Consider the following 18769-nt stretch of genomic DNA (forward strand, 5'->3'; position numbering starts at 1 on the left):
GTCCGCAATTGGCCACTAGGGTCTGCAGGGTGACTGCCGGGTCGGCCGTGGGCCATTCACGAATTGGGGTCCCGGCCTCGGCGTGAGCGCGAGGCGGGCCAGAGGCCCGCCCCTTCTCCGCGTCTTTGAACCGGCGCCCGCATACGGCGCCCCGTCCCAGCAGATCCAAAGACCCGGAGACACTCCACTGATGTCGTACGACCAACAGCACCCGCACGCATCCGAACTGTCGGCGACCGCCGTCCAGTTGAACCACACCGCCGTCTACGCCAGGGACCGGCACCTGTCGGCCGAGTTCACCGCCGCGATCCTGGGGCTGAAGGTCGGTGCTCCGTTCGGGCCGTTCCTCCCCGTCGACCTCGGCAACGGTGTGACGCTCGACTACTACGAGAAGCGGGACGAGCCGATCTAGTCCCAGCACTACGCGTTCCTCGTGCCCGAGGCGCAGTTCGACGCCATGATCGCCCGTCTGGAGGCGGTGGGGGTCACCTACTACGCCGACCCCCACCACACCGAACCCGGCGGGATCAACGGCCTGTTCGGCGGTCACGGCGCGTACTTCGAGGACCCGGACGGCCGCAACATGGAGATCATGACCGGGCCCTACATCCGCCCCTAGCGGACCGTCCGACGGCAGTCCGCCGAGCCCTCCTCGCGACCGGTGGGTCAAGGGGTAGGCGGGCGGGGCGAGTTGAAGGGCCGCGCGTAACTGAGCACCTGGTGGCCGAGGCCTACGACGATGAGCGCCTCGGCCACGGACCCCACTGGACGCCGGTGGCCGCGGTACAAGTCCGGGGATGATGCCGCAGTGGCCTTCTGCCAATGGTGACTTGACCAGCGAAAAGCGCATGACGTTCTGACATCAATGACTGATGTGGACGATCACGAATGGCGTGACCGTTGACAGAGTCGTGTCATCGGGGTTGTTCTGCATCAGGACCTCCTCCGCTCCGCGATCAGTACGCGAGCCAGGATGCGCACCAGCGCGGTGTCCGGCTCGACGAGGCCGGCGTGCTCGCGGTGTGCCCACACGTCCCGCCCCGGTCCGCTCATGCTCTCCTCGTGCCAAAAGTGAACTGCGTCGTCAGGATCGGTGATCGGCTCGTCGCAATAGCGGCAGAAGCGCAGGGTCATGACGCACCCGCCATACGCGTGTGGCAGGGACAGGTGCAGCGTCGTACCAGGACCAGGCCGCCCCCGTAGGGTAGTGGGATGTCCTTGGTCTGACGGCATTCATGGTGCAGTTCCTGGTATCCGTCCAGGGCGGCCACCGCGCACTCGGCGGAGCGCGTCGAAGGGTCGTCGACGGGCGCGGTCACGAGCGCGCACCGAGGTTCTCGTAGTGGTCGCACAAAGCGTTCAAGGTGCGCGCCAGGCGTCGGGCATAGCCGACTTCTACGCCGAATCTGCGGATCGGCTCGGCACGGAGTTTTCCCCGCGCCTCGCCTACACAGGCGAGCGCGCAGTACCGGGGGATGCTGTCCTTCTTTAACCGCCTGACGGACTGCTCGACCTCAGGGATGAGCAACTCCAGATGGCCCCGAATCATCCGCGTCAGCGTCTCTAGTTCATCAGCGGTTGGGGGCAGCTCCACGGCGTCTGGGTCCAGCAGAATTCCCACGGTCTCGCGCATGACGGTGATGTCAGGGCGATCGACTTGCCGGCGCTCAGTACCTTCGGATGCTGCGGTGGTGCGGTTCGCCATGTCGACCCCTGCCCAGTCGGCCACGCCCGGGGCCGTTCGCATGGTCGCCGGGTCTCGTCGTGCCTCTCGAAGCTAGAAGCGCGATGGACGCCAAAGCCAGCAATGTGCAGATCCTTGCATTCATGCCAACCAGCCTTGTTCCGCGGCTAGTTCATCCTCTTGACCAGCTACGCCATCTGCCGGAGCGTGTCGCAAAGAACTGCACATCGAATGGATGGAGACAGTCACGTCGCTACGGTTCATCGGGATCGACCCCGACACCAAGACCGGGGACTCACCGACCGTATGGGTCGACCAGGAGAAGGGCGAACTCGTCTTCCAAGGATGGAAGCCCGACCCCCAACTCGAAGCAGAGTGTGCCGCGTTCGAAGTGCCAGGTCATGCCGTCGGTATTCCGGTGGACGAGGCCGTGATCCGCGTCCCTGCCAGGATGGTGCACATGATCAGGGAGGCGTGCGATGCCCTCGATCGTTCCGACGATCGCTGAACTCATGGACGAGTGCACACGCTCCGCTGTGCACCTTGAGATGCGAGATCACTACGGGGTGGCCTCAGAGGCTGATGACTTCCGGACATGGCTGGAGACCGGCAGTCTCGACACAGACCCCGGATCGCCGGACTGGGCACCCTGGGTGGACCTGGTCTCTCGTGCCGTGGCGCGCGGCGTCGCGGTGCGGCGCGCCCGGATCGTGTCCGAACCCGTCACGGACTACATCCGCTACGAACACGCCTCCACCGGCGTCAACGTGCACGCCGGGGAACAGGTGCGCTGGTTGCCCCGCCGCCGCGCCTCGGACATCGCCCTACCGGGCAACGACTTCTGGCTCTTCGACGACCAGGTAATCCGGTGGGGTTACTTCTCCGGCGACGGAGCCATGATCGGCCACGAGGTCTCCGAGGGCCCAGCCGCCGCGAAGCTGTGCGCTGAGTCCTTCGAGGCCGTATGGGCGCGCGCGATCCCGCACGACCAGTACCAGATCCACTGACCAGAAAGCACCGGCAGCCAACCCATGCCCGCCTCGCCCTCTTCCTCTGCCCAGGCCGCACGTGAAGCCGTCGCCCACCGGCTGCGCGACCTCCGCAAGGAAGCCGGCCTGACGGTCGTGCAGTTGGCTGCCGCGTGCGGCTGGCACTACTCCAAGACGTCACGCATCGAGAACGCCCTCACCGGCCCGTCAGCGAACGACATCCGACGCTGGTGCACCGCAACCGGGTCGGACGGACAAGCGCAGGGTCTCGTCGTGCAGTCCATCAACGCCGAGTCGATGTACCGGGAATGGCGCGACCAGGTCCGCGCCGGCCTACGTCACATCCAGGACAGCAGGATGCAGGCGTCCCGCGAAACCCAGAACTTCCGGATCTACTCCTCCAGCATCGTCCCCGGACTGTTGCAGACAGAGGGCTACGCGCTCGCTGTCCTCGGCATCGCCGCAGGCATCCACGACCTGGACATCGACGACAGCGCGGAGGCCTCACGCGCTCGGCTCGAACGCTCCCGCATCATTCACGAGCAGGGACACCGCTTCGTCGTGGTCGTCGAGGAGGCCGTCCTTCACTCCCAAGTGGCCGACACCGGCGCGATGGCAGCACAACTCGGCTACCTCCTCACCGCCGGCGCCCTGCCGGCCGTCTCCCTCGGCGTCATCCCCATGACCATCCGTCGGACGCACTGGCCCGAGGAGACCTTTCATCTCTACGACGACAAGCACGTCTCCGTCGAGTTGGTGTCCGCCGAGGTGAACGTCACCCAGCCCTCCGAGATCGCCCTGTACATAAGGGCATTTGAGCGGTTGCGCAGCATGGCCGTGTACGGTGCGGACGCTCGCGCTCTGATCGTGAAAGCCATCGAAGCCCTGCGCTGACCCCAGACTTTGACCAATCGGCGGTCGATCTACATCCACCCTTCGGTTGCCACTCGCCGTCGTCACCACACCTGTAGACCTTGCCGTTCCTTGAGCCGCATCCCCGGGTCTGTCCCGGGGGCAGCTTGAGATCTGGGTCATGACAGATATTTTAGATTAATTAACCAAGCTGGAACGTTCCTCCGAAAACGCCCGTCGACAGCTCACCGGTCTTGAGGGTGGGGAGTACGAGGCGCAGTGGAAGGCGTGGCGCACGGCGGCCGAGGACTTCCAGGCCGCGGTAGCCACATATGCGACGCGCGAGGACGTGACCATGCGGTGTGGCCCGCCGGGCGGTCGGAACTGTGCCGGCTGATCAGCTTCCCAGCGCCAGCCCCAGGGCGGTGCGGTGATGAACGAGGAAGCGGCCCGTTCGAGTCGTCGACACCAGCCCGCTCGCGCGCAGAACGCTCAAGTGCTCGCTCACGCTACTGACAGGTATCCCGGTGCGAGCCGCCAGGCCGGTGGTCGAGGCCGGCTCCGCGAGGGCCGTCAGCAAGATCGCCCTTGTCCGACCGATGAGCCGGACCAGAGCTTCGTCGGAACGCCGGCCCTGCTGCCAGAGCCCATGGATCCCTCGTGCCGGGTAGTTCACAGCGGGCGGATCGAAGCCCACCGCCGCGCCCGGCCAGACGAACACGCTCGGGATCAGCACGAGGTCGGCGCCGGACACGTCGATCTCCCGCGAGTCGGATGTGCCGAACCTGACCGCGCCGTCCTTCCACGACACCTTCGGGTCCAACTCGCCGAGTACGACAGAGGCTCCGGCGTCGGCGAGTCGACGGGCGCGGTAGGTGATATCGGCGTCGAGCACGTCGCGCAGCCGGGGCCACCAAGGCTCGATGAGCGCCGACCACGCTCGTCCCAGCATGTCCACGAGCACGTCGCGCACCGCTGAGGGGTCGCCGGTCTCTTGCCGGTGGAACGCCTGCCCGCCAACCAGCAGACGATGAGTGTCCCAGCCGGGGCCGAGGCACTCCTCCAATTCCGCCGCGACCTTCTCCGGCGGGGTCCTACGAACTCTGTCGAGTTCGGCACCGATCTCAGTGAACGGGCTATCCGGTGCCGGGTTGATGAAGTCAGGTTGATACCCCTGCACCGCCAGGAGCGCCAGCAGCGGTTCGATGTCCAGGCCGGGGACCAGTTCGCGGGCTTGGCGGTGCCAGGGCAGATGGTAGGCCGCCGCACCGGACCGGGACAGCGACCTCAATGCGCCGGCTGTCTCGTGCAGCGGCGAGATCGCGAACCGGCACTGCAGCAGTTCCTCCGAGCGGAACCTCAGGAGCAAGGTCACGGAATGCCTTTCGTTTCGGCTGAAGCCGAAATTAGTGTCTCCTCCTGGTCCTGTCTTCACCATGAACCGGTGACTCTTCTGCGCGACCTGCCCCTCTTCCGCTACCTGTGGCTGAGCAAGGCCATCTCCTCGACTGGAACCGGCATAGGCCTGATCGCCCTCGTGCTGTTCGCGGCCTCATCCGGCCCCGGCGCAGTGAGCCTGGTGCTGGCGTGTACGGCTTTGCCGCTCTTGGCCAGTCCACTGGCGGGAGCAGTCGCCGACCGGGTCGACCAGCGCCGCCTGCTGGCCGGTTGCGAGGCCGGGCAAGGAATCGTGTACGGGGTCATGGCCCTGGCCAAGCCATCTCTTCCGGCGCTGTTGCCACTGGTGATCCTCGCCTCGCTGCTGGCGACCTTCGGATCGCCGGCGGGGAAGAGCGCGGTGAGCCGCCTGGTTCCTGCGGAGCACCGCAGCAGGGCCAACGCGTTGCTCGGCCTGGCGGTGAACCTGCAAATCGTCGCCGGTCCGGCGATCGGCGGTTTCCTGGCAGGACTCACCAGGACATCCGGCGCGTTCGGCGTGAACGCCGCGTCGTTCGCAATTTCCGCACTGCTCCTGACCCGTCTCGGTCCGCTTCCACCCCTGGAGCGACAAGCCCCGAAAGCCAAGGTCGGCCTCCTCGCCGATACCACTTCAGGCTTGCGGTCCGCACGCGAGAATCTGGTCGTACGACGGCTGTTTCTGGGGCTGCTCGTCTTCGTGACGTTCGCCGCCGTGGACAACGTTGCACTGGTCTTCCTCGTGCAGCGAGCGCTGCACGGGCCGACCGCCGAGTACGGCATCATCTCGGCCATGTTCGGGGCAGGAATGGTCGCCGCGTCACTGGCGCTGACCGTCAAAGCGAACCGGATGCCGGCGGCCTTCTGGCTGACAGGCGGCGTCGCCACAGGGGCCGTCGGCATGATCCTGACAGGGATATCACCCTCGGTGGCAGTGGCCTGCGCCGGCCAGGCGATGGCCGGGGCAGGCAACACCGCAGCCCTCGTAGGCATCGACACCCTGATCCAGGAACGCGTGCCGACGCGCATGCTCGGACGCGCGTTCGGCACGGTGTACGGCGGAGCGCAACTGGCATCGGCCCTCTCATACATCACCGCCGGCCCACTCGTGGCCCTCACCGGGCCCCGCGCGACCCTTGTCATCGGAGGCACCGGAGCCCTGGCTGCCGGCTTCGTCCTACGATTCCGGCCCGCACCCGCAGGCGCCAAGCAACCGGGCCTGAACGACGAGATCCATGGTCCAGGTTGTTGACCGCCAGCGCCTGAGAGGCCGTTGCGGGTGAGCGAGGGACGCACCCGGCCTGTCACACCGCGCGGAAAATGTTGCTCCCGGTCGAGATGGCAAGCACGCGAAGCCGTCGCCTGAAACAGCCTCGGCCGAAAGTCCATCCACCAGGAGCTTCACCCGCACACCATCGACCGACACGCCCCCTCACCCACTGATGCGTACCGTGCAACCTAAGGTGAACCCTGACGCAGACATGCCACCGCCAAGCATTCCGATCAGCGGTTCCACATGATCAGTAAATCTTTCAATTAATTCAACCTTCTCTCGATGCATCAGGCACCCTTGTCGCGACCTTACGAACGGCGTTAGCTTGATTTTCGGGCGAAGCGATCATCGAGGAATTCTGGCGAGAGAGCCTGAATGCGCTCACATACATGAGCCCTTAATGGTGCACGAGGAGTAAATTATTCTCCGCGCTTCGTCCAATCGGAAAATCGGGGAGGTGTCTGCGATGCGCTACGCCCACTAATGTTCCAGTGAAAAGCAAGACCACAGGGGCGAGGGCGGCCTTGCAGCGCAATTGCTCGTCCGCCCTTCGCCTTGAAGCCGGTTTAAAAGTAACGCACTTGCCGTTTCCATAATTTGACCTGACTGCTGGACAGGGAGAGTCTTGTGGAGATCTTCACGCCGTTAGCCCCGGAATTTCTCGCCGATCCATATTCGAGATACGCGGAGTTACGTCAGACCGATCCGGTGCACTGGCATGAAGGGCTAGGCGCCTACGTAATGACGCGTCACAGTGACTGCGAGCGAATACTGCGAGACCCGTCGACCTTCATCTCCGACTTTCGGACGGTAGGTGACGACGCACCTCCAGCGTTCCTCAGTCTCCAAACGCTCGATCCGCCTGAACACACAACGGTCCGTCGTATGGTCCTGTCGGCGATGAGGAAAGTGGAATTCGACGCTTGGGTCAAGGCCGTGCGCGAGGAGGCAGCCACACTGCTGCGGTCGCTCGGCACTGAATTCGACTTCGTCACCGATTTCGCCGAGCCGTTGGGCACAAGGAGCATGCTCCTGCTCTTCGGGATGCCGTCAATCCAGGCCGATGAAACGGCTTACCGCAGCGCATTGCGCAAGCTCGTCCTGAGCATGGATGCAGGGCTAGCACCCGAGCACGGCCCACTTGGCATGGAAGCCAGGGCGTATCTTTCCGAGCTCATCGAGCCTTGGGTGGTTTCACCTCCGACTACCGGCCTTCTGAGCCATGTTGGCTTCGACGCAGTGGAGGCGGAAGACCATCGTCTGTTTCTGCTGAACTCGCTACGAGCTCTGTTCGTTGCGGGTTACTCTTCGTCGAGCAGCATGCTAGGAAATGCCGTACGGACCCTGACCGAGCATGGCTATTTCAACAGCCCTGAACCGCGAGATTTCACCGCGGGCATGGCGCACGAACTTGTCCGATTCGTCGGGCCCGTGCAGGCCGAAACCCGTGCCGTCGCCAAGGACACTGAGGTGGGCAGCCAGTCCCTTACGTACGGGGACTTCGTGGTCATCATCGTCGCCTCAGCGAACCGCGACGAGGCCATATTCGAGGCGGCTAACAAACTGGACCTAAGCCGCGATGCATCCAAGCACCTCGGATTCGGCAGCGGCATTCACTCGTGCGTGGGCGCCCGGCTCGCGATTTCGGTATTGTGTGAGGTGATCTCCGACCTCTCAAAGAACTTCCCCATCGATCTGGCCGGCGATCCCATACAGCGACCGACAGCAACACAGCGCGGTCTCGACAATTTGCCCGTGCACCTCAATACCCGGTAATAATTCTACAGGGAAACCATGGGATCCCATGGGCCGGTTGCATTACTGTCGAACCACCTGTTCCGAGGCACCCAAGACACCTGCCCGAAGCAGTCCCGTCTGCCGGCTCCTTAGTATGTGGACCGCTTCGGGTTGCACAACTCGACGCCACCGGCAGCCAGGGAGCTTGGGAGCTTGGGAATGATGGACGCAAACTTTCTCTGAGAGGCCTGCGAAGTGACTGACAATCGGCCCGTTGGTTCCGGTCTTAATCTAGAGAATCGAAGCGGCAGCGGAACTGGCGGCAGCGGACCAGGGGTGATAGCTCCCGACGGAAGCCCTGTGGAATTCTTCGCGCGGATGCCCGTAGGCGATGAACCGGATATCATTAACTCCGCAATACCCCCTGCGGTAACCATCCTAGAGCTGGGAGCTGGCGCGGGCCGACTCACCCATCCACTCGTCGAACTCGGTCATCGATTGGTGGCTGTGGACGAATGCGCTGAGATGCTAACCCGAATCCATCGAGCTGAGACCAAATGCGCCAGGATCGAGGAGCTTAATCTGACGGAACGCTTCGATGTGGTGCTGCTCGCATCCTATTTTGTCAACGCTCCTTCCCTGGACGTGCTGCATAGGTTGTTAAGCAGTTGCCGACGCCACGTTGCGGAATCCGGCCGCGTCATAATTCAGCAAGAACCGCCGGGATGGGACTGCACCCCTATGGAACGTACGCTCCCTAATGGGATGCTGATCCGCATGCGAGATGTATCCGTGCACAAGGAGGATGCGGACCTGCATTCCGCCACGATGGACTACGCCATCGGTGACCAGCTCTGGACTCAAAGTTTTACCTCTCGGAAGCTGAGCGAGTCTCAACTCCAAGCTGCGCTCCGAGCTGCAAACTTGACTCTTGATCGATACCTAACCGATGATCGCGGATGGTTCTCAGCGAGCCCCGTCCCGAGTCATACCGAGGCCAATACTCCGGCCTAGCGGCGCCGGCACAGGCATCCGTGCCGGCATTCGCAGCCCTTGTGTGGGATGGCAACGGCGGCACACACAGTCCCACGATCACGGCTGCCAGCGATCAAGGCGGGCGAGGGAGTGCTCCCTTCCCAACGGCCCCCGATCCTACGGATCAGAAGGTGCGCAGGGTGAGGCGACCCAACCTATTGTGGACCGTCTCGCCCTGCCCTCGATTTCGCCGGCCTGTCAGCGGCAGGGCTTCTGCACTGCGGCGTTAGAAGTCGAATTCTGCGTCTGCGTCCAAGTCGCCCGCATGACGCTGTCCGCGACTCGCGATCACGCGCAACACATCCCGCAAGGCACCAACCAAATACGCGGGGAGAAGGCTCAACTCCTCCCGGTTCGTGCGTGCCGCGCTGCCTCACGAGCACCCCGACAACGGCACGCCGTCCGGAACAGGGACCATCCAACCCCACCCCCGACACCCGACCGCGCACCGTTCGACTTCGCACCACAATCGCACCAGATCCAGCGGGGAACCACGGCGAAAACAACCGAGCCCGACACGGTTGGCACCCGTCTGTTCGCCAAGGTCAGCGCCACAACCAGCCCCAAATGCCCCCAGCTTCCCAAGCTGATGTCCGGCGACGCGCCGGGCATTGCTTCGGCGGCTTCGCTGGGCCGCCCGTGGGCCGTCCGAGGCCGGCCAACGACGACCAGCAACGACCAATGGCGACCGCAACCGTGCAGCTCGTCATGTCCTCTTGCCCGCACAAGCCAACAGGGTCCACCAACCTGAGGGCACAACGGCTTCGCACGGGCTCAACGCCAGCAAACGCCGTTTCGCCTGGGTCAACGACTTGGCTTGACAGACCCCACAGGCAACGCAGAGAGGGGCGACACCCCCGCACAGGGTGCCGCCCCTCCCCTCGTGATCCGGAACCGCCGCCCATCGGTTGAGGGTCGGGGACGGGTAGCGGCTCCGGGGTCCAGATGGCCGTAGGCCTACCGGTGATCGCTCCCCTGCCCCGCCGAAGCCGCCCGCCCCGCCTCAAGCCGGGCCACCGGAATCCGGAACGGGGAGCAGGACACGTAGTCCAGCCCCACCTCGTGGAAGAAGTGGACCGACTCCGGGTCGCCGCCGTGTTCGCCGCAGACGCCGAGCTTCAAGTCCGGGCGGGTCTCTCGGCCCGCCTTCGCCGCGAGCTTTACCAGCGAACCCACGCCGTCCCGGTCGATCGTTTCGAAGGGGCTGACTCCGAAGATGCCCTTCTCCAGGTAGGCCGTGAAGAACGACGCCTCTACGTCGTCCCGGCTGAAGCCCCACACCGTCTGGGTGAGGTCGTTCGTGCCGAAGCTGAAGAACTCCGCCGCCTCCGCGATCTGGCCCGCCGTCAGGGCCGCGCGCGGGAGTTCGATCATCGTGCCGATCGAGAGCTTCAGGGACGTGCCCGTTGCCGCCTCGACCTCCGCCACGACCTGGTCGGCCTCCTCGCGGACGATCTCCAGCTCCTGGACCGTGCCGACGAGCGGGATCATGATCTCCGCGCGCGGGTCGCCCTTCGCGGCCTTGCGTTCGGCCGCCGCCTCCGCGATCGCCCTTACCTGCATCGTGAAGAGGCCGGGGATCACCAGGCCCAAGCGCACACCCCGCAGCCCCAGCATCGGGTTCTGCTCGTGCAGGCGGTGGACCGCCTGGAGGAGGCGGAGGTCGTTCTCGTGGGACTCCTGGCGGGACTCTGCCAGGGCCACTCGGACCGACAACTCCGTGATGTCCGGGAGGAATTCGTGCAGCGGCGGGTCCAACAGGCGGACGGTGACCGGGAGTCCGTCCATCGCCTTGAACAGCTCGACGAAGTCGGCCTTCTGGAGCGGGAGCAGACCCTTCAGGGACTCCTCGCGCTCCGCCTCCGTGTCGGCCAGGATCAGGCGTTCCACCAGCTCGCGGCGGTCGCCGAGGAACATGTGCTCCGTACGGCAGAGGCCGATGCCCTGCGCCCCGAAGCGGCGGGCGCGCAGCGCGTCCTCGGCGTTGTCCGCGTTGGCGCGCACCCTCAACCGCCGTACGCGGTCGGCGTATCCGATGATCCGGTGGACCGCCTCGACCAACTCGTCGGCGTCGTCGGCGCCCGCGTGCATCCGGCCCTCGAAGTACTCCACGACCGGGGACGGGACGACCGGGACCTCGCCCAAGTACACCTTGCCGCTGGAGCCGTCGATCGAGATCACGTCGCCCTCCTCGACCACGTGACCACCCGGCACCGTCATCCGGCGCCGCTTGGTGTCGACCTCAAGCTCTTCCGCGCCGCAGACGCACGTCTTGCCCATGCCCCGCGCCACCACCGCCGCGTGGGACGTCTTGCCGCCGCGCGACGTGAGGATGCCCTCCGCCGCGATCATGCCGTCGAGGTCGTCCGGGTTCGTCTCCCGGCGGACCAGGATCACCTTCTCGCCCGAACGCGACCACTTCACCGCCGTGTACGAGTCGAAGACCGCCTTGCCGACCGCCGCACCCGGCGACGCCGCGATGCCCCGCCCGACCTGCTGGACCTTCGCCTCGTCGTCGAAGCGCGGGAACATCAGCTGCGCCAACTGCGCCCCGGTGACCCGCTGGAGGGCCTCGGCCTCGTCGATCAGCCCCTGGTCGACGAGTTGGGTCGCGATACGGAAGGCCGCACCCGCCGTCCGCTTCCCCACCCGCGTCTGGAGCATCCACAACTGCCCGCGCTCGATGGTGAATTCGATGTCGCAGAGGTCCTTGTAGTGGTTCTCCAGGGTCTTCATGATCTGCATGAGCTGGTCGTACGACTTCTTGTCGATCTGCTCAAGTTCCGCCAGGGGAACGGTGTTTCGGATGCCGGCGACGACGTCCTCGCCCTGCGCGTTCTGCAAGTAGTCGCCGTAGACGCCCTGGTGGCCGCTGGCCGGGTCGCGGGTGAAGGCGACGCCCGTGCCCGAGTCGGGGCCGAGGTTGCCGAAGACCATCGAGCAGACGTTGACGGCCGTGCCGAGGTCGTGCGGGATGCGTTCCTGGCGGCGGTACAGCTTCGCGCGGTCGGTGTTCCAGGAGTCGAAGACCGCGTGGATGGCGAGGTCCATCTGCTCGCGCGGGTCCTGCGGGAAGTCGCGGCCCGCCTCGGTCTTGACGATCCGCTTGAACCGGGTGACCAGCTTCTTCAGGTCGGCCGCGTCCAACTCGGTGTCGACGGCGACCTTCTTGACCTCCTTGGCCTTGTCGAGCGCCTCCTCGAAGAGGTCGCCGTCGACGCCGAGGACGGTCTTGCCGAACATCTGGATCAGCCGACGGTACGAGTCCCACGCGAAGCGCTCGTCGCCGGCCTGCTTCGCCAGGCCCTGCACGGACTTGTCGGAGAGCCCGATATTCAGAACCGTGTCCATCATGCCGGGCATCGAGAACTTCGCCCCGGAACGGACTGATACGAGGAGGGGGTCGTCGGCCTGCCCCAGCTTCTTGCCCATCGTCGACTCAAGCGCGTCGAGGTGTGCACTCACCTCGTCACGCAGTGCCGCGGGTTCGTCCCCACTGTCGAGGTACGTCTTGCACGCCTCGGTGGTGATGGTGAAGCCGGGAGGGACGGGAAGGCCCAGGTTCGTCATCTCGGCGAGGTTGGCACCCTTGCCGCCGAGGAGGTCCTTGAGGTCCTTGTTTCCCTCGGTGAAGTCGTAGACGAACTTCACTACGTGGGGTTCTTTGTTTTCCGACACGGGTCTCGACTCCTCGGGACGCGGGTGGCTGCCCTGACGGCCAGGAACATACCCAGATCGAAGGCGCCTGGGTACGTCCACTTGCATGTCATGCGTCTGTAACCGGCAGTCCGCCAGCGGATCGAAAGTCAAAGCTCGGCAAGCGAACACCGGCGGATGTTTTCACTTCTTGAACGCGGTGCGGCCCATCGGCGCACTTTTGCGCTCACCTGAGCGGTTCGCGGCTCGCCTGTTTTCGATCGATGAACGATCAAGGGGTGGCACGGAGTGCCACCCCTTGGAGAAGTGCAGCCGCGCAAGATCCGCTCACCTGAGCGCCACCCCTATCAAAGGTGGCGAGAATCACGCTTCCACAACCGACCGGATTTCACCATCCGGACGAGTCTCGAGACGGAAACCCGGACGTCACATGCCCCTGGACCTCACGCACCCGCCGCGCCCTCACATGCCCAGCGCGAGCAACCGCTCCTCCACCCGCTCCGGCGCGTACAGATGCTCCACGACCAGCGCCCCCGCCCCCACCAGCCCGGCCCGCTCACCCAGCCGTGAGGTCAGTACGTGCAGATGAGCGGTGGAGCGCGGCAGCGCCCGCTGATACAGCAGCTCCCGTACGCCCGTGAGGAACGACGTGCCGGCCAGGTCTCCCGCGATCATCAGCACCCCGGGGTTCAGCAGCGTCACGACGGTCGCCAGCACGTCCCCGACCTGCCGCCCCGCCTCGCGGGCGAACGCCGCCGCTCCCGGGTGCCCCGACGCGAGCAGGTCCCGCACATCCGAGCCGGACGCCGCCGGCACACCGGTCTCCGCCAGCCGTCGCGCCACGGCACCACCACTCGCCACGGCGGCGAGACAGCCGTAGGACCCGCAACGGCACAGCGCCTGCGCGCCCGCTGGGACGCGGATGTGGCCGATGTCGCCGGCGCCGCCGTCGATCCCCCGGAAGATGGAACCGCCGACGACGACTCCCGCCCCGATACCCGTCGAGACCTTGACCAGGACGAAGGCCGCGCAGTCGGGGTGGCCGGTGCGCTGTTCGCCGTAGGCCATGAGGTTGGCGTCGTTGTCGACCAGGACCGGGACCCGGGGGGCGCCGGTGTGTTCGGTGAAGGCGCGGGCCAGGCGGCCCCTTATGTCGTAACCGTCCCAGCCGGGCATCATCGGCGGCTGGACGACGCGGCCGGTGCCGGTGTCGACCGGGCCGGGGACCGCGAGGCCGATGCCACAGACCTCGGACGCCCGATGTCCCGCCTTCTCCAACAACTCGGCGAACCAGCGGCCGAGTTCGCCCAGTACGGCGTCCGGGCCGTCCTCGATGACGAGCGTGCCGCCGTGCTCGGCGAGGATCTCGCCGGTGAGCGAGAGGACGCACGCGCGCGCGTGGCGGGTGTCCAGGTCCGCCGCGAGGACTACGGCATGGGAGTCGTCGAATTCCAGCGTGATCGAGGGTCTGCCGCCCAGCGGGGAGTCCACCGGGCCGCCCGCGCCCTCGCGCAGCCAGCCCGCGCGGAAGAGCCGGTCCAGGCGCTGGCCGACGGTCGCGCGTGAGAGTCCGGTCACCTGTTGGAGGGCGCCGCGGGTCGTGGCGCGCCCGGTGCGTACCAGTTCGAGCAGATCGCCGGCGCTCGCTTGACCTCGTCCAGTCATGCGCACCCCCTTGTGTTTCTCAACCCTGCATTACATATTGAGTTTTGCGTGTTAAATAGACGTAACCCTACGGTAGCCATGACCGAACCGGTCGGCACGATGTGTTTCGTGGAGTCCCGAGTGGATCGCACTGCCCAGCTCACAGCCCTCCCCGTGGAACGCACCTTCGTATACGATCCGCCACCCTTGTCAGGTTCGCTGCACCTCAGGGCGGCTGCCGTACTGGAAGGGAACTGGACGGGTACCTCAACCGTCCCCTCCCGCGGTCTGTATCCGCACCAGTGGTCCTGGGACTCCGCGTTCATCGCGATCGGTCTACGGCACCTCTCGCCGCTGCGGGCGCAGACGGAGCTGGAGACGCTGCTCGCCGCCCAGTGGGGCGACGGCCGTATCCCGCACATCGTCTTCAACCCCTCCGTACCGCTCGACGCGTACTTCCCGAGCCCCGACTTCTGGCGCTCCTCGACCGCGGGGCGCACCGCGGGCGCCCCGCGCACCGTACAGACCTCGGGCATCGTGCAGCCACCGGTCCACGCGCTCGCCGCGTGGCTGGTCCACTGCGCCGACCCGGGCCTGTCCCGCGCGCGTGGCTTCCTCGCCGGTGTCTACCCCCGGCTGGCCGCCTGGCACCGCTATCTGCTGCACCGGCGGGACCTGGGCGGGGGCGGGCTCGCGTCCGTCGTGCACCCCTGGGAACAGGGTATGGACAACAGCCCTTGCTGGGACGCCCCGTTGAGCCGGATCACGCCGGCCCCGGCCCGCTCCTTCCGCCGCGCCGACCTCGACCACGGAGCGGCCGAGGACCGGCCCACGGACCTCGACTACGGCCGTTACGTGCGCCTCGCGACGGACTACCGGGACGGCGAATACGCCGACGGGGCAAGCGAGTTCGCGGTGGAGGACCCGTCCTTCAACGCGCTGCTCATCGCCTCCGAGCACGCACTGGCCCGTATCGCACGGGAGTTGGGCGCGACGGGCACGGCCCGGCACGCGCGCGCGGAGCGGCTCACCGGCGTACTGATCGACCGGCTGTGGGACCCGGCGGAGGGCATGTTCTTCTGCCGGGACGTAAGGGGGGAAGGCCTGATCCCCGAGCGCAGCGTCTCCGGGCTCATCCCGCTCCTCCTCCCCGACCTGCCCCGGGACATCACGGCGGCCCTCGTCCGTACGGCGTCCGGCCCGCACTTCGGGCTCGGGGACACCACCCAACTACCGCCCAGCTACGACCTGTTGGGTGAGGCGTTCGATCCGCACCGGTACTGGCGCGGGCCGGCCTGGTTCAACACGAGCTGGCTGCTGGAGCGCGGCCTGCGGCTGCACGGCGAGCGGGCACGGGCGGAGGCGCTGCGCACTGCGGTGCTGGAGACCGCCGCCGCCACCGACTTCGCCGAGTACGTCGACCCGTACGACGGCGAGGCGTGCGGCGCGACCGGCTTCAGCTGGACCGCCGCGCTGACCCTCGATCTGCTTCACGAGCCCCCCGGGCACGGCGTGTCCGCCGCGGGACTCGGCACGTTCGACATGAGTGACACACGTGACTGACGCCGACGTCAGTGACACAGAAGTCAAGGTCGCCAAGAGAGTCAAGGGAGGGGACCGGGGATGACGGACCGGCATCATCTGCTCGTGCACGGCGGGACGTTCGCAGCCGTGGGCGACGGCGGGGACATCAGCGGCGTACGGGGCGGCAGTTCCCCGGACGGGTTATTCGTACGGGACGCCCGGCATCTGAGCCGCTGGCAGTTGACGGTCGACGGCGCGGTGCCGGAGGCGCTGACGCCGGTGGCCGACGGGGACATGGCGCGCTGTGTCCTCGTCCCGCGCGGCGGCCGCCAGGAGCCGCCCGCACACACGCTCTTCCGTGAACAGGCCGTGGGCGACGGCGCGTTCGTCGAATCGCTCAAGGTGACGAGCAACCGCCCAGTGCCGACGACGGTCCGGCTCGCGGTCACCGCCGACGCCGACTTCACCGACCAGTTCGAACTCCGCTCCGACTACCGCACCTACGCGAAGATCGGCGCCACCCGCTCCCGCCAAGTCCTGGAGGACGGCGTGGAGTTCGCGTACCAGCGCGGCGAATGGCGTTCCCTTACGACGGTCACGGCCGAGCCCGCTCCCGACGGCGTCGAGGAGACCGGCACCGGCGCCCGCCGCATGGTGTGGACGCTGGACCTCGAACCGCACGGCACCGCCGAGTTGGCGCTCCGCGTGATGGCCCGCCCGCACGGCGACAAGCGCGCCCTGCGGGTACCGCGCTCCCCGTCCGCCCTGAACGACCAACTCATCGCGCTGGAGGGCGAGTACGTCCAGGGCGTCTCCTTCCCCACCGGCTGGCCGGAGTTGGCGGCGGCCTGCGCCCGGGGCCTGTCGGACCTGGCCTCGCTCCAGGTACCGGCGACGGGCCCGGACGGCGAGGAACTGCGCGTACCGGCGGCAGGGGCACCCTGGTTCCTGACCCTGCTGGGCAGGGACGCCCTCCTGACCTCCCTCTTCGCGCTCCCCTACCGCCCCCAGCTCGCCGCCGCCACACTGCCGGCGCTGGCCGCGACACAGGCGACGGCGGTGGGCCCCGAGTCGGTCTCCCAGCCCGGCAAGATCGTGCACGAGGTGCGGCACGGCGAGTTGGCGCACTTCGGACAGGTGCCGTACGGGCGTTACTACGGCTCGGTCGACGCGACCCCGCTGTTCCTGGTGCTGCTCGGCGCGTACGTGGAGCAGACCGGCGACACGGCACTGGCCCGGCGCCTGGAGCCCAACGCCCGTGCCGCGATCGGCTGGATGCTGGACCACGGCGGCCTGACGTCACGCGGTTACCTGGTCTACCGCGCGGACCAGGGCGGCCTCGCCAACCAGAACTGGAAGGACTCCCCCGGCGCGATCTGCGGCGCCGACGGCACGCGGGCGAGCGGTCCGGTGATGGCGGCGGGGGCGCAGGGGTACGCGTACGACGCGCTGCGCCGCACGGCGTGGGTGGCGCGGACGGTGTGGGAGGACGAGACGTACGCGGCCCTCCTGGAACAGGCCGCGGCCGACCTACGGGACCGTTTCCAGCGGGACTTCTGGATGCGGGAGCACTCGTTCCCGGCGCTGGCGCTGGACGGCGAGGGCAGGCAGGTGGACGCGCTGGCGTCGGACGCCGGCCACCTGCTGTGGTCCGGCCTCCTGGACAAGGAGTACGGCGAACTGGTGGGCCGCAGGCTCCTGGCGCCGGACTTCTTCTCGGGCTGGGGCGTCCGCACCCTGGCCTCGGGCCAAGCGGCGTACCACCCGCTCTCCTACCACCGGGGTTCGGTCTGGCCGCACGACAACGCGCTGATCACGCTGGGCCTGGCCCGCTACGGCCTGCACGACGAGGCCCGCACGGTCGCGCACGCGCTGGTCGACGCGGCGACGGCGACCGGCCACCGCCTCCCGGAGGTCCTCGCGGGCTACGGCCGCGACACCCACCCGGAGCCGGTTCCGTACCCACACGCGTGTGTACGGGAGTCCCGTTCGGCGGCGGCTCCGTTGGCGCTGCTCACGGCGGTCGGGGGCGCGTGACACAACGGTGATAAGGCGTTTGCCGGGTGTTTGCCCAGTTCCGTGAACAGGGGCCCGAGGCAACTCGTACGGAAGAGCGGCGGTCCTGCCTCCCCAGTCGGACCGCCCCTCTACTCCGATCACGGGCCTCGCACGGAAGGACCTTCGGGTTGCCTCAGCACACGAGCACACGCCAGACACCGAATACGGCCGGGGCAGCCGATGGCGAGGTACTGCCGCCGGACACGAACGACGAACCGACACCGGACGACGCGATAGCAACGCCGGAGGCCTCCGACCTCGCGGGCGATACCGGGTCCAAGTCCGAGGCGGACGGGGGGAGTTCTGCGGCCGGTGAGGTTGAGGCCGAGGCCAAGACCGGCTCTTCCGCAGTCGCCGCGAGCGGGGGCAAGACGCGAACCGACGCTTCAGCGGGCACCGGCAACAAGACCAACGCCGGAACCTCCCCCACCGCCGGGACCAAGACGCAGCGTCCTGCGGGCGCGGACACAGAGGCCGACCTTTCGACGAACGCCGGCGGCAAGACCGAGGCCAGAGCCTCCACGGCTGCCGAGACGAAAGCCAACCGCCCCGCAAGCGCCATGAGCAAGGCCAAGCCTTCTGTCGACGCCGCGACCGAGGCCGACGCTTCCGGCACCGCCAAGACCGAGGCCGGTTCCGCTGCCTCTGCCGCGACCGAGCCCGGTTCCCCTGCAAGCGCCGCGCCCGAAGCCGACGCCTCTCCCGCTGCCGAACCCGAGCAAGCCGACGCCTCCGCGCCCGAACGGGCCGTAGAAACGCCGTCCGAGGCTACGGCGGAAGCGGCACCCGACACCGCGTCCAGCGCCGTGAAGTCCGGGACAGCCAAGGACGCCGAAGCACCTGGCTCCGAGGTCGCCGCGACCACCCCGGATACGGAAGCCGAGCCCGAAGCCGCCGTAG

At 67.1% G+C, this 18769-nt stretch carries 12 protein-coding genes and 1 pseudogene; 9 read left to right on the top strand and 4 right to left on the bottom strand.

Translation table 11 applies throughout. The features are described from left to right. The first annotated feature begins 190 nt into the window (after positions 1–190). A pseudogene (locus tag ACIBK4_RS42365) lies at positions 191–619 on the top strand (VOC family protein). Positions 620–1315: 696 nt separating this feature from the next. Here the strand turns inward: ACIBK4_RS42365 and ACIBK4_RS42370 are convergent. After that, positions 1316–1705, bottom strand: coding sequence for a DUF6415 family natural product biosynthesis protein (locus ACIBK4_RS42370; RefSeq protein WP_399004081.1), 390 nt, complete (start codon positions 1703–1705; stop codon positions 1316–1318). Positions 1706–1919: 214 nt separating this feature from the next. On the opposite strand from ACIBK4_RS42370, the gene ACIBK4_RS42375 reads away from it, so the two are divergent. From ACIBK4_RS42375 to ACIBK4_RS42385, 3 genes are read left to right on the top strand one after another with little or no spacing between them, the layout of a single operon-like run. Further along, positions 1920–2192: a hypothetical protein gene (locus ACIBK4_RS42375; RefSeq protein WP_399004083.1), complete on the top strand. Its 273-nt coding sequence runs from the start codon at positions 1920–1922 to the stop codon at positions 2190–2192. Further along, positions 2164–2691: a DUF6879 family protein gene (locus ACIBK4_RS42380; protein WP_399004085.1), complete on the top strand. Its 528-nt coding sequence runs from the start codon at positions 2164–2166 to the stop codon at positions 2689–2691. Before ACIBK4_RS42375 ends, ACIBK4_RS42380 begins: the two co-directional genes overlap by 29 nt. 24 nt (positions 2692–2715) lie before the next feature. Next, complete coding sequence (locus ACIBK4_RS42385; protein WP_399004087.1) at positions 2716–3567, top strand: helix-turn-helix domain-containing protein; 852 nt, start codon at positions 2716–2718, stop codon at positions 3565–3567. 355 nt (positions 3568–3922) lie between these two features. Here the strand turns inward: ACIBK4_RS42385 and ACIBK4_RS42390 are convergent, their stop codons facing one another. Further along, a complete protein-coding gene (locus ACIBK4_RS42390) occupies positions 3923–4900 on the bottom strand; it encodes a DUF5937 family protein (RefSeq protein WP_399004089.1) in 978 nt (325 codons plus the stop codon). Positions 4901–4969: 69 nt separating this feature from the next. Here ACIBK4_RS42390 and ACIBK4_RS42395 point away from each other — a divergent pair, with 69 nt between their 5' ends. The 3 genes from ACIBK4_RS42395 to ACIBK4_RS42405 all read left to right on the top strand — a co-directional run bounded on the left by ACIBK4_RS42395 (position 4970) and on the right by ACIBK4_RS42405 (position 8965). Continuing rightward, positions 4970–6193 carry an MFS transporter gene (locus ACIBK4_RS42395; RefSeq protein ID WP_399004091.1) on the top strand — a complete coding sequence of 408 codons (1224 nt, stop codon included), beginning with the start codon at positions 4970–4972 and terminating at the stop codon, positions 6191–6193. Between the two features lie 648 nt (positions 6194–6841). Continuing rightward, on the top strand, positions 6842–7990 hold the full coding sequence (locus ACIBK4_RS42400) for a cytochrome P450 (protein WP_399004093.1): 1149 nt from the start codon (positions 6842–6844) through the stop codon (positions 7988–7990). Positions 7991–8329: 339 nt separating this feature from the next. Then, the gene (locus ACIBK4_RS42405) at positions 8330–8965 is read left to right on the top strand and encodes a methyltransferase domain-containing protein (RefSeq protein WP_399004248.1); all 636 of its coding nucleotides are present in this window, start codon (positions 8330–8332) and stop codon (positions 8963–8965) included. Between the two features lie 978 nt (positions 8966–9943). On the opposite strand, the gene ppdK is transcribed toward ACIBK4_RS42405, so the two are convergent. Continuing rightward, positions 9944–12664: a pyruvate, phosphate dikinase gene (gene ppdK / locus ACIBK4_RS42410; RefSeq protein ID WP_399004095.1), complete on the bottom strand. Its 2721-nt coding sequence runs from the start codon at positions 12662–12664 to the stop codon at positions 9944–9946. Between the two features lie 441 nt (positions 12665–13105). Beyond that, positions 13106–14308 (bottom strand): ROK family protein, encoded by a 1203-nt coding sequence (locus ACIBK4_RS42415; RefSeq protein ID WP_399004097.1) that lies wholly within the window; start codon positions 14306–14308, stop codon positions 13106–13108. 120 nt (positions 14309–14428) lie between these two features. Between ACIBK4_RS42415 and ACIBK4_RS42420 the strand changes: the two genes are divergently transcribed. After that, complete coding sequence (locus tag ACIBK4_RS42420; RefSeq protein WP_399004099.1) at positions 14429–15850, top strand: MGH1-like glycoside hydrolase domain-containing protein; 1422 nt, start codon at positions 14429–14431, stop codon at positions 15848–15850. Between the two features lie 60 nt (positions 15851–15910). Beyond that, complete coding sequence (locus tag ACIBK4_RS42425) at positions 15911–17848, top strand: glycogen debranching N-terminal domain-containing protein (protein WP_399004101.1); 1938 nt, start codon at positions 15911–15913, stop codon at positions 17846–17848. Positions 17849–18769 lie beyond the last annotated feature (921 nt).

This window comes from Streptomyces sp. NPDC050528 (assembly GCF_044457795.1).
Lineage (GTDB): Bacteria > Actinomycetota > Actinomycetes > Streptomycetales > Streptomycetaceae > Streptomyces.